General features: G+C 63.9%; 10 protein-coding genes. 2 read left to right on the top strand and 8 right to left on the bottom strand.

What is annotated here, in order from left to right; all coding sequences use genetic code 11:
* Positions 1–32: 32 nt before the first annotated feature.
* Positions 33–1244 (top strand): acyl-CoA dehydrogenase family protein, encoded by a 1212-nt coding sequence (locus tag A7X65_RS10875; protein WP_063684532.1) that lies wholly within the window; start codon positions 33–35, stop codon positions 1242–1244.
* An 18-nt stretch (positions 1245–1262) separates the two neighbouring features.
* On the opposite strand, the gene A7X65_RS10880 is transcribed toward A7X65_RS10875, so the two are convergent.
* The 5 genes from A7X65_RS10880 to A7X65_RS10900 form a co-directional block, all read right to left on the bottom strand.
* Positions 1263–3446 (bottom strand): hypothetical protein, encoded by a 2184-nt coding sequence (locus A7X65_RS10880; RefSeq protein ID WP_167358226.1) that lies wholly within the window; start codon positions 3444–3446, stop codon positions 1263–1265.
* Between the two features lie 190 nt (positions 3447–3636).
* Positions 3637–4503 (bottom strand): efflux RND transporter periplasmic adaptor subunit, encoded by an 867-nt coding sequence (locus tag A7X65_RS10885; RefSeq protein WP_063684534.1) that lies wholly within the window; start codon positions 4501–4503, stop codon positions 3637–3639.
* A complete protein-coding gene (locus tag A7X65_RS10890) occupies positions 4500–4706 on the bottom strand; it encodes a DUF1656 domain-containing protein (protein WP_063684535.1) in 207 nt (68 codons plus the stop codon). Before A7X65_RS10890 ends, A7X65_RS10885 begins: the two co-directional genes overlap by 4 nt.
* On the bottom strand, positions 4703–6751 hold the full coding sequence (locus A7X65_RS10895) for an FUSC family protein (protein ID WP_063684536.1): 2049 nt from the start codon (positions 6749–6751) through the stop codon (positions 4703–4705). Before A7X65_RS10895 ends, A7X65_RS10890 begins: the two co-directional genes overlap by 4 nt.
* Before the next feature lie 2 nt (positions 6752–6753).
* Positions 6754–7227: a MarR family winged helix-turn-helix transcriptional regulator gene (locus A7X65_RS10900; protein ID WP_063684537.1), complete on the bottom strand. Its 474-nt coding sequence runs from the start codon at positions 7225–7227 to the stop codon at positions 6754–6756.
* 127 nt (positions 7228–7354) lie between these two features.
* On the opposite strand from A7X65_RS10900, the gene A7X65_RS10905 reads away from it, so the two are divergent.
* Positions 7355–8545, top strand: a complete 1191-nt coding sequence (locus A7X65_RS10905) for an MFS transporter (RefSeq protein ID WP_245323387.1) — start codon at positions 7355–7357, stop codon at positions 8543–8545.
* Positions 8546–8556: 11 nt separating this feature from the next.
* On the opposite strand, the gene A7X65_RS10910 is transcribed toward A7X65_RS10905, so the two are convergent.
* From A7X65_RS10910 to A7X65_RS10920, 3 genes are all read right to left on the bottom strand, one after another.
* A complete protein-coding gene (locus tag A7X65_RS10910) occupies positions 8557–9465 on the bottom strand; it encodes an amino acid ABC transporter substrate-binding protein (protein ID WP_063684539.1) in 909 nt (302 codons plus the stop codon).
* Positions 9466–9603: 138 nt separating this feature from the next.
* A complete protein-coding gene (locus A7X65_RS10915) occupies positions 9604–11037 on the bottom strand; it encodes an amidohydrolase family protein (protein ID WP_063684540.1) in 1434 nt (477 codons plus the stop codon).
* A 16-nt stretch (positions 11038–11053) separates the two neighbouring features.
* Positions 11054–12079 (bottom strand): ABC transporter substrate-binding protein, encoded by a 1026-nt coding sequence (locus A7X65_RS10920; RefSeq protein WP_063684541.1) that lies wholly within the window; start codon positions 12077–12079, stop codon positions 11054–11056.
* Positions 12080–12109: the final 30 nt, after the last annotated feature.

Genomic DNA, 12109 nt, shown 5'->3' on the forward strand with positions numbered 1-12109 from the left:
GGCCGGCCGCCGTTCGATCAAGGAGACCAGAGATGCTTTATCCGATGTCGCCCAAAGTCGTCGAGCTCAAGCGCAAGCTCGAGAGCTTCATGGACCGGCACATCTACCCGAACGAGGAGCGCTTCTACCGCGAAGCGGAGGAGCTCGGACCGTGGAAGGTCTACCCCGTCGTCGAGGAGCTGAAGCCGCTGGCGCGCGCCGAGGGCCTCTGGAATCTGTTCCTGCCGGAATCGAGCCATGGCGCCGGTCTCACCAATCTCGAATATGCACCGTTCTGCGAGGTCATGGGCCGCTCGCACCTTGCGCCCGAAGTATTCAACTGCTCGGCGCCCGACACCGGCAACATGGAGGTGCTGGAGCGCTATGGGTCGGAGAAGGACAAGGAGCGCTGGCTGAAGCCGCTGCTCGCGGGCGAAATCCGCTCGTGCTTCGCCATGACCGAGCCCGCGGTCGCCTCCTCCGATGCGACCAACATCGAGAGCTCGATCGTGCGCGACGGCGACCATTACGTCATCAACGGCCGCAAATGGTACACGACCAATGCGACCGACCCGCGCTGCAAGATCTGCATCTTCATGGGCAAGACCGATCCCGACAATCCGGACCGCCACAAGCAGCAATCCATGATCCTGGTGCCGATGGACACGCCGGGCATCGAGGTGAAGCGGCCCCTGCCCGTGTTCGGCTTCTACGGCGTGCCTGATCGGGCCTCGGAGGTCGTCTTCACCAATGTGCGGGTGCCGAAGGAGAACATGCTGCTCGGCGAAGGCCGCGGCTTCGAGATCGCGCAGGGCCGCCTCGGCCCCGGCCGCATCCACCATTGCATGCGCCTGATCGGCCTGTCCGAGCGCACGCTCGAAAAGATGTGCCGCCGCGTTCGCAGCCGCGTTGCCTTCGGCAAGCCCGTCTCGGAGCAGACCGTGACGCAGGAGCGCATCGCCGAAGCCCGTATCATGATCGAGCAGGCCCGGCTGCTGACGCTCAACGCCGCCTATGCGATGGACACCGTTGGCAACAAGGTCGCGAAAGCCGAGATCGCCATGATCAAGGTCGCCGTGCCCAACATGGCCTGCCAGATCATCGACTGGGCGATCCAGGCCCATGGCGGCGGCGGCACCTCGAACGATTTCGGCCTGACCCAGGCCTATGCGACGGCGCGGCTGCTGCGGCTTGCGGACGGGCCGGATGAGGTCCACCGCAACCAGATCGCGCGGTTCGAATTGAAGAAATATTCGAACAATTAGACATCGGCTAATCCGGCCTCACAATCGGAGGCACGCCTTCAACTTGTCGGCATAGGCGTCGGTTCGCTCCGGCGTATTGAGCCCACACGCAAAGAGCACGTAGGGATCGATCTGCCGTTTCATGGCAGGGTCTATCCGTTTCTGGAGATACGAGATGTCGTCCAGAATTTGAACACCGGCCGCGATATACTGGAAATATTGCGTCCCGACATGGGCTCGCACTGCGAGAGCTTCCGCTTTGTCTCCGGTGAGACCGTAGCTCTCCGCAATCTGCTTCGTGAAGGCAACCGTGTCAGCGCCACCGTCTGCCGAACAATCGCTCCTGAAATACTTCTGCAGCGTCGCGTCCGTCGTACCAATAAACCGCGCGTCGCGTATTCCGTAGTCGAGACTGTATAGCGCGTAGGCAAGGTCGTTTTTCAGTACGTCCTTGAGAAACGGCCGGAGCAGAAGCTCTTCCGCTGCCACTCCCGACCCCTCCACGGCCGCCCCGACATCGGACGCGACGCGCGATTTATCAGGCGCTGTCGCTCGCAAGGCGAACCCTACCGCATGACGGAGCTCGTGGAGCAACAGGCTGTAGTACTCCATTTTACTTCGGACGATGCCAATTCCGAACTCGATATCACCCGTAGACCCGTACGTCTCGGCCCCGCTCGCTCGGTTCACATTGAAGCGAAACTTCGAAAACAAAGGAGCGATCTCGATGGGATAGCCAACGTAGCGGGCCGCGATCCAGGCTTTGACCTCCTCGTACATCGCCCTGACCTTCCTCTCGTCCTCGACATAGTTCGCTCCGATCCTTTCCACGTTCCCATCGAACGCAGCTCGCCAGGCAACCGCTGCGGGACCATTGGTGGTGGCTTGCGCCTTGTCCAAAGCTGCCGCGATTTTCTCGACAAACAGTCCGAAACCCGTCTCGGCGTCGATTAGCTCAATGATCCGTTGGCGATTCTGAGCGACGAGCACATCATCATTCGGAAAGACCTGCTGAAGCGCAAACTTGGCGATGCTTCGATACTCGGCCACCTTGCTCGATCGATACCGCTCCAGCTGAGCCCTGTAGGTGACCATCGAGGACGTGCCATCATTATTGGAGCGCTGATCGGCACTGAATGCTTCCCAGAGCTGCGCGCGGTCGGTCTCCGAGTAGACGGTACATTTTCGCGCGGCGTCAGCGCTCGCGGAGACCCGCTCAAGCCACCAATTCTGGAGGAGAATAATTCCCTTAGCCAAATTGTTGCTGGTGGGATCTCCTACAAATTTCTTGAGGTCGGCATCGGATCCCATACAAAGAGGATATCTCGTCGCGGCCAGCGTTCCAACGTCCACCCATTTGAGCTTTGTGCTGTGCAGGTACATTGCGTTAACTTCGCGCAGCACGTCATCATCACTGGAGAATATTCGCGGTCGTCCCTTGTCGGCGTTGAAGCCCTGCACGACGTTGTTGCTGAGCGACACGACCTCACAGGTGACCTCCATGTCCGAACCGCCGAAGCTATCGCCGCTGAAGGCCCCCACGGCACGCGCGCGCGCACGGAACAATGCTTCCCGCTTCAATCCTCGCTCGTCCGGAGTAAGAACAGCGTCATCGATCGCACGAAGATCGGCGACCAGAATCGAATGAAACGTCTTGATATCGGCAAACGTCTCCCGGTCGGGCAGTTGGACGGAATCAAACAATGACTTTCCATCCCAATCGCGGTTTGGCAGTTTTTGACTGGGATAGGTCAAACTCGCCCGCTCCGCCGCCATCGCGCCAAGATATTGGCGGACCAGAGCGCTCGACAGTCCGGTATCTTTGATATCTTTGAGGGAAAACGTCTGCGGGACTACAGTGTCATAGGACTTGCGGTAATAGTCGTCGATCGCCTCGCTCATCTCCTGTGTGGGGCATCGTAGGAGAATGTCTTGCTTGATAGCCAAACCCTCTCTTCCCCAGCGTGCGCGAAACGCAGCGAGACGATTGTCCGCATGCACCTGAAGTTGCTGCTTGACGCCGTCCGGCAGGTCAGCCCACCTCGCCGTCAAGGGTATATCCGCGAGAATGACGGACACGCCGCTGCCGCCGGACTGAGCGGGTTCGATCCATGGACCGCACTGAGATTTTGAACCTTCCGCGGCTTGCGCGCGAGGTTCAAACTGGAGAGAGATAGCCAGCAACAGCAGCGACGTTAGAATCCGCATTTTGGCAGTCGCCATGTCGCTCCCCGAAATGCCTTTGACCCAAGTTCGGGTCCCAATGTCGATATGAAAACAATGAGCAAAAATGCTCCGCAGCGGCTTGAGGCGGCGGAACGTCATCACAGAAAGACTACCTCAGCTTGTCACAGCTTTTAGTTGCACGCCAGAGAAACCTTAGCCGCAGCCGGAAGGCTGCTTCTGGAAGGAGCTAGTCCAGCACCTCCACCGTCGCCGAGCGTCCCGCGACCAGCGAGACGTTTTCCGGCACCGGGTCCAGCGCAATGCGCACCGGGACGCGCTGGGCGAGCCGCACCCAGCTGAAGGTCGGATTGACGTTCGCAAGCATGCTGGCGCCCTCGGCGCGGTCGCGGTCCTCGATGCCGGCGGCGATGCTCTCGACATGGCCTGACAGCGTCGCCTTCTCGCCCATCAGGCGGACCTGCACCTTGTCCCCGATGCGGATGCGCGCGAGTTTTGTTTCCTCGAAATAGCCTTCCACGTGCAGCGTGTCGGTATCGACCAGCGCCATCACGCCCTTCCCGGCCGTGACATAGGCGCCGGGGCGCAGATCCATGTTGGTGATCACGCCGTTCACGGAGGCGCGGACCTCGCTGCGGTCGAGGTTGAGCTGGGCGACGGCGCGGTCAGCGACGGCCGCATCGAAGGACGCCTTGGCCTGCAGCTGGGTGGCCAGCACCTGCTCCTGCTTCTGCTGCGAGACCGCATCGGTCGTCAGGGTGCTGTAGCGCTTCAGGTCGGCGTTGGCCTGGTCGAGCGTCGCCTGATGACCCGCGACCGACGCATCGGCCTGCCGCAACGCCAGCGCGAAGCGTTCGCGGTCGATCCGGAACAGGACATCGCCGCGACGGACCTTCTGGTTATCCCTGACCAGCACCTCGGTGACGAAGCCGGAGACATCGGGGGCGACCTGGACCACATCGGCGCGCACGCGGCCGTCACGGGTCCAGGGCGATTCCATGTAATAGACCCAGAGCTCGCGTCCAACCGCGAGCGCCAGGACGACGGCAATGACGGTCAGCGCGAGGCGGCCGAGCCAGGCAAGATTGCCTTTCATGAGAGATACTCCGAAAGATAGACGACGCCGCCGAGAAGGCAGACGAAAATCGCGAAATCGAACAGCGCGCGGTGCCAGACCAGCCGGTAGAGGTCGAAGCGCTGCATCAGCCGGCGCAAGATCGCGCTGAGCACGTAGGCGATGATGATCCACAGCAGCAGCGCCGGCACCAGCACGCCATAGATGTCGATCACATATCTCATGCCGCAACGCTCTCTGCGCGCGGCCGATAGGCCGGCGCGTCCGGGAACAGGCCGCGGCGGATACCGACGAGGCCGATCAGGGCGTCCTCGCGCGCGCTGTCATTGGGATCCTTCACCGCCTGAGCCAGCGCCCGGTCGACGCTGATCAGCAGCTCGGCCGGCATGCCATGACCCGCATAGCTGCGGCAGGCCATGGCGAGCCGGTCGAGCATGTCGTCGATGACGGCAATGGTGGATACCGCCAGCCCATAGCGGGCGCGGCGGAGGTCGATGATGTTGATGCCGATGCGGAGCTGCACCAGGCTGTCGGCATCGCGGCGGTCGCTCTCCGAGAGGAGGGCGATACGCTGCACCAGCAGCCCGAGCCGATGCAGCATCAGGCCCGCGAACTCCGCGCGGTCGCGCTTGCCCCGCCGCTCGGCCGCGACCGCGATGGTCTTCCAGCCGGACAGAACCAGGCGATTGGCGATCCATTCTGCCCCCACCCCGCGTGCGATCCGCGTCACCAGCTCAGCGATGACGACGCCGACGAAGAAGGCGACGGCGGAATTGGCGTAGGAGGCGAAATCCGCGTTGTAGGTCGATTGCAGCGCCAGCAGCGTCGCGGTGTTGGCCGCCAGCGCCATGCCGGTGCCGGCCGTCGCCGGCCGGCTGATCAGGAAGCCATAGAGCAGGAAGGTCGGCGCCAGCGCCACGACCAGGACCTCGAGATGCGAGATCGCAGGCACCAGCGCGAACAGGTAGACCGCGACCACCACGATGGCGACCAGCGACCACAGGCCGAAACTGCGGATGAAGCGCGCGGGCTCGTCCTGCGCGGCGAAGAACGAACACGCCACCGCCGCCATCATCGGTGCCGATGCGCCATCCGGCCAGCCGGTGCCGATCCAGAATGCGCAGCAGATCAGGATGGCAATGGCGGCACCGGCCGCCGACCACAGCGCAAGGCCGCGATCCCGATGGCGCACGGGCGCAGCACCCGCCTCGGAATGGAAGGCAAGTTCGACGGTCGCGACGTTGCGGTTTTCGGCAATCGCCTCAGTCAGCTCGCGGCAGTCGCGCGAGAGGTCGACGAGCTCGCGCAACCGCGACAGCAGGCTGGTGACGATGATCCGCTCCCAGTCGGCGCTGTCGTCGAGCAATGCCTGCCGCTCGGCGATCATGGTGCGGATACGCTCCGCCGGCTGCCGCTCGCGGACGTCGCTTACGATCCATTGCGAGAGGTCCTCCAGCAGCCGCATCAGCTCCGGCTGCCGGCGCAAGGCCTCCTCCCCCAGTGCCGCCAACCGGTCCTCCAGCGAGGCGATCACCGGCAGCAACATCAGCATGCGCAACCGGATTTCGCCGAGACCATTGACGGCGTTGCGGCCTGTCAGCCGGTCATAGGCAAGATGGGTGGAGAGCGTGTCGATCTCGACGATGTCGGTCGCGAGCTTGAGCCGCTTGCCGCGGCGAAATTCGCCGGTGCCCTCGCGCAGCAGCACCGCCTGGCTGAGACGGCGCGCGTCCAGCAGCCAGGCCTCGACGCGATGGGCGACCGCGGGCGCGACACTGCGCGGAAAGACGATCGTGGAAACAAGGCTGGCGCAGATGATGCCGAGCGAAATCTCCTCGAGCCTTGCTACCGCGGTGTCGAAGATGGCACCGGGCTCGGACACCGAGGGAAAGCCGATCAGCGCCACCGTGTACCCGGCCAGCATGAAGACATAGCTGCGCGGCGTGCCGTCGAGCAGCGATAGATAAAGGCAAAGCCCGACCCAAAGCGCGATGGCAAGACACAGCAGTTCGGGCGCGTCGATCAGGTTCGGCAACAGCACCACCGTCATGACGGCGCCGACCAGCGTGCCCATCACGCGGAAGAAGGCTTTCGAGCTGGTTGCGCCTGCCAGCGGCTGCGAGGTGATGTAGACGGTCGCCATCGCCCAGTACGGCCGCGGCAGATCCATCGCGAGCGCGATGACGAGCGCCAGCATCGACGCCGCGAACGTCTTCAACGCAAAAATGAGGTCCGCATGGCGGACCAGGAACGGCTCGTCGGCGCGCATGGCTATTTCGTCTCGGAACCAGTCTTGACGTCGTGCAGGCGACTGGCTCGCTGTTCGATGCGCTGAAGAGTCTCGAATGCTATCGCAAGTTCCTCGGGCCCGATATCCCTCAACAGGCTGGCCCGAACACGCCGCAGGATCCGGTTGGTCTCCTCGACCTTCGCCGCACCCGCCTTGGTCAGATGGAGCGTTTTGGCACGGCGATCGGTCGGGTCTTCCCGGCGCTCGACCAGGCCCTCGGCCTGAAGCAGGTCGATCAGGCGCACCAGCGACGGCCCTTCGATACCGAGCTCATCGGCGAGCACGCCCTGGCGGACATTCTCGCCCTGACGCGACAGCACCAGCAGCGGGATCGCGGTCGCGTAGGACAGGCCGTGATCGGACAGCGCCTGATCCGACTCGCGTCGCCAGATCCGGCCGAGACGGGTGACGAGCCGGCCGATTTCAGCGTGGATATGGGCCTGCGACGGAGCCATGCAAATTAGATAGGACACGAACTATTAGTTTGCAACTATATATCCCTGCATCACGGCGGTGATCACGCAGAAGCGAACGAGGACGGGCGCGATGGGACCGGGTTCCCCGGCACATGCAGCGGAGAGGATGGCCGGCCACAGCGCGCTGACGCTGGTGCCGACCTTCGTCGTCGTGGCCGTGGATGCCACCGGAATGGGGATCATCCTGCCCTTGCTGCCGTTCTATTCGCAGCGGCTCGGCGCCACGCCGTTCCTGCTCGGCGCGCTGATCTCGGCCTATGCCGTCTGCCAGCTCATCGCCGGTCCCGTGGTCGGAATTCTCTCGGACCGCTACGGGCGGCGGAAGGTGCTGGTCGTCAGCCAGATCGGGACGTTCACCGGTTTCGTCCTGCTTGCACTCGCCGGCAATCTGACGCTCGTATTCGTGGCGCGGATCATCGACGGCCTGACCTCCGGCAATATCTCGGTCGCACATGCCTATGCGGCCGAGCACAGCGCGCCCGCGACGCGCAAGCAGGCGCTCGGCATGACCAGCGGAGCGATCGGAACCGGGCTCCTGCTCGGGCCCGCGCTCTCGAGCTTCCTCGTGCATTACGGCCAGACCGCGCCGGTGTGGGCCGCCGCCGCGCTGTCCCTGATCAGTATCCTCGCGACGATCGCCCTGCTCCCGCCGGATCATCCGGCGTCCGAACCACGCTCCCGGCATCGCATCCCCGAGCCGACGCTAGCTCGAAGCCTGCTCGGCCTACGCTACGCCTGGCGGCTGCTCGGCCTGCTCGTCGTGTTCTTCTTCGTCAACGCGATGTTCCTGTCGCAGATCGGCCTGTTCCTGTCGGCCCGGTTCTCCTGGGCCGGCCATGCCTTCGGCGCGCGCGAGCTCGGCTGGATGTTCGCCTATGCCGGCTTCATCAACATGGTGGTCCAGGGCCTGCTCATCACGCGCATGAGCCTGATCGCCTCCGACCGCAGTATCGTGATGGCCGCGTTCGCCTGCATGGGACTCGGATTTGCAGGTCTTGCGTCCCGCGACAATGTCGGCCAGCTCGCGGTCAATCTGACGCTGATCATCGCCGGCACCATGTTCGCGCGGAGCACGCTGACGGCTGAGTTGTCGCGAAGTACCGCGATCAACCGCCAGGGCATGATCATGGGCCTCAACCAGTCGCTGATGTCAGGCGCGAATATCGGCGCCCCGCTGGTGAGCGGCGCGCTGATCGGTCATCGGCTGTTCGTCCCCTGGGCGCTTGTCATGGCGGTAATCGCGGCAATCGGCGCGGCGCTGGCCGGCCAGCTGCTGGACACGCCGCGGACGCGCTAGCGCCCCTCGCCTCACTTCACCAGATAAACGTCCGGATCGGCGCTTGAGCTCGGATTCTTGAAGGCGGCTCGCAGGGCCGGCGACATCGGGACATTGTAGTTGATGCCGTTCGGCGGCGTCGGTGCTTCCAGCCACTTCCGATAGAGCACCTCGATCTCCGGGCTTGCATAGAGCTCGGCCGTGGCGCGATCGGCCAGCGCCTTGAACGGCGCGTCCTCCCGCCGCAACATGATCCCGAAGGGCTCGGCCTTCGCGAAGGTCTCCTCGCTGATCATGAACAGACCCGGCTCCTTCGAGCGCGCAATGGCGACCGCAAGCTGGACGTCGTCGAGCGCATAGGCCTGTGCGCGGTCGGTCTCGAGCAGCAGGAACGCTTCGGCCTGGTCCACCGCCGGCATGATCCGGATGCCGAGATTGCGCTCGGTGTTGACCTTGGCGAGCTGGTTCAAATTGACCGAGCCGGCCACGGCCGTGACGGCCTTCCCCTTGAGGTCGTCAATAGTGTTGATCTTGGCAGCCTTCTTGGCCGCGAAGCGCGTTGCGCTGAGGAAGTGCGTGTTGGTGAAGGCGACCTGCTTCTGGCGGTCGGCATTGTTGGTGGTCGCCGAGCAATGCAGGTCGAGCGTGCCGTTGACCATCAGCGGGATGCGGTTCGACGAGGTCACGGCGACATAGTCCACGGCAATGTCAGGCATCGCGAGCTGCTTCTTCACGGCGTCGACGATCTTGAGGCAGATGTCCATGGCGAAGCCGACCGGCTTCTGGTTGCCGTCGAGATAGCTGAACGGGACCGAGGCCTCCTGATAGCCCAGCGCGATCTTTTTCGTCTCCTTCACCTTCTGGAGCGTACCCGTGAGGTCCTGGGCTGAGGCTGCGCCGGCAAGACATGTCACGGCCAGAAGAATGGTGGGAAGACGCATCGGGAGGCTCCTCTTGGGGTCATCGACTACGGTCGAGACGCTATCCCGCTGATAGCCTACCGGCGCGCCAAGCGCCAGATGAGGCAGGGTTTAGCAGCTATCGCCTTTTTCTATACTTCCCGGTCGCGGCTTGGTGCTTCATTGGCAGGTGAGCTGCTGCTCGAACCAGCCGCTCAGCCGATCCGACAGAGACGGCCACATCCGCTGGAAGCTGCCCAGCTTGCCGACATTGCTGCGGTACATCGCCCGCAATTCGTCCTCGATGGCCGGCAGGTCGACGCCCACGCAGACCCCGTCCCGCGCGATCGTTCTGCCGGCGACAACGACCTCCTTCACAAGGGACGCATTGCCGCGCGCGAACAGCAGCGCCATGGGATCGACCGGTATGATCCGGTCCCGATCCAGCCGGTCGAGATCGATCACGACATAGTCGGCCGGATTGCCGGCGACGAGCTCGCCGGTGCCCGGCGCGCCGGTGGCGCGGCGCCCGTTGCGAACGGCGAGCGAAAACATCTCGGCCGGCGTCCATGTCGCCTTGAAGCCAAGACCGCCATGGGCGAGCTGCACCAGCCGCATCTCGCGCAGGATGTCGTCGTCCTCGTCCAGCGCCAGCCCGTCGACGCCCACCGTGATGGCGCAGCCGCATCCGTGCGCGGCGGCGATCGGCGCGAGCCCGGAGCGCAGATGCATGTTCGAGCTGAAATTGGTAACGATGCGCGCACCGGAGGCCGCGATCATCTCGAGCTCGTCCGGCCTTGCGTGGATGCAATGCGCCAGCGTCAGCCGCTCGGAGAGGAAGCCGATGTCGCGCAGCCAGCGCACCATGTCGGGAAAGTTTTGGTCGGCCCAGGCGCGCTGATACACCGTCTCCAGCAGATGCATGTGGATGCGGCGGCCGGTCCGGGCCGAGTTCTCGGCCACGGCTTCCAGCAGCGGCTTCGAGCACCATTGCACGCCGGCGGGGCCGAGCTGCACATCGACCATCGGCCCGGCGATGGAAGCGGCAATCGCGTCGGTCAGCTCGATATAGGCCTTGGGCGGCATCGGCGCGCGGACGAAGAGGTCTTCGATGGTCTTGCGGTCATCACTGGGAAGTCCCGCAAGCACCGGCTCGGCATCGCCGTAGACGATCGGATTCTGGTCGCGCACGGCCATTGCAAACGCGATGCGGATGCCGACGTCAGATGCCGCCTTGGCGACGGCCTTGGCCTCGTCGACTATCGGCATCGTTCCGCTCGGGCGGGTGTAGTGCACCATCATGGCAGCACAGCCGGCCTTGGCCGAACGCGCCAGTGCAGAGGCCGCGGTCAGATAGGGGGCGACCGGCGTGCCGAGCGCGGTGCGCAGGATCCAGCTTTCCAGGGGCATGCCGACCGCGCCGAAGGACGACGCAGTGGCGCGGGCATGGTCATGGGCGTTGACGAAGGCCGGAATGACGAAGGAGCGAGGCTCGCCCCCCGCTCCTTCCACAATGCCGGTGATGACACCGCCGTCGTGCCGCAGCACGACGTTGTCGCTGGTGCCGCGCTCAGGTCCACGGAACAGGCTGGTTGCCGAAATCTCCGTGGCCATGGGCGTCTCCCCGAGATCAGTTGGCAGTATACACCAACTCCCGCTCGGCGCGCGGCGGCAGGAACTCACGCGAGAACACTTCGGCCGGCGTCGGCGCGCGGGCGAGCTGATAGCCCTCGACCACGATGCCGATGGCGCGCGTCATGCGGTCGTCCTTGACATCGCCGATGCCGATCTCCTTCATCTCCGGCGAGACGATCAGCTTCTCGAAGGAATATTGCAGCCGGCGCTTCTCGACGCCGACGTCGATCAGATTGTCGTAGTTCAGCGCGGCCTTCATGCCGGCATTCTGGTCCTTGGCGACCGCGATCGCGCCCTTGTTGATGGCGCGCACGAGGCCGGCAACGGCCTTCGGGTTCGACGCGATCAGCTTCTTGGAGACCATCACGCCGTTGGAATAGAGATCGAGGCCGTACTCACCGAACGAGAACCATTTGAAGTCCTTGTCCGGGTCCTGGCGGTTGAGCACCAGGTTGAAATAGCTGGTGATGTTGAAGACGAGCGCGGCGTCGATGTCGCCCTTGATGAGCATCGGCTCCTGCAGGTTCGGCGCCATGTTGGAGATCTTGATCTTCTCGCCGTCGAGTCCGTTCTTGCGCGTGAACACCGGCAACAGGCGCGTCGTCGGCGTGCCCTGTGCTCCGCCGAGGGTGTGCCCCTCGAAATCCTTGATGGTGTTGATGCCGCTGGTCTTCTTGGCGACGATCGCGAAGGGCGGCTGGTTCCACATCATGTAGACCATGACGGGTGCTTCCTGCGGCTTGGTCGAAGCGTTCTGGATGATGGCGTTGACGTCGCCGAAGCCGGCGTCATAGGCGCCGGACATCACGCGCGTGACGGTGGCGCCGGAGCCCTCGCCCTGGTCGATGACGACGTTGAGGCCCTCCTCTTTGAAATAGCCGTTGTCCTTGGCGTAGAAGAACGCGGCGTCGCTGCCTTGCGTCTTCCAGCCCAGCGTGAACTTGATCGTGGTTTCCTGGGCCATCGCGGCGCCCGTGGACAGGGCCAATCCCAGCAGCGCGGCAGTTGCTTTTCTCAACATCGAGATCTCCTCAGCTTCGTTGCGTGACGG

Origin of the sequence: Bradyrhizobium stylosanthis (assembly GCF_001641335.1) — a bacterium.
Taxonomy (GTDB): domain Bacteria; phylum Pseudomonadota; class Alphaproteobacteria; order Rhizobiales; family Xanthobacteraceae; genus Bradyrhizobium; species Bradyrhizobium stylosanthis.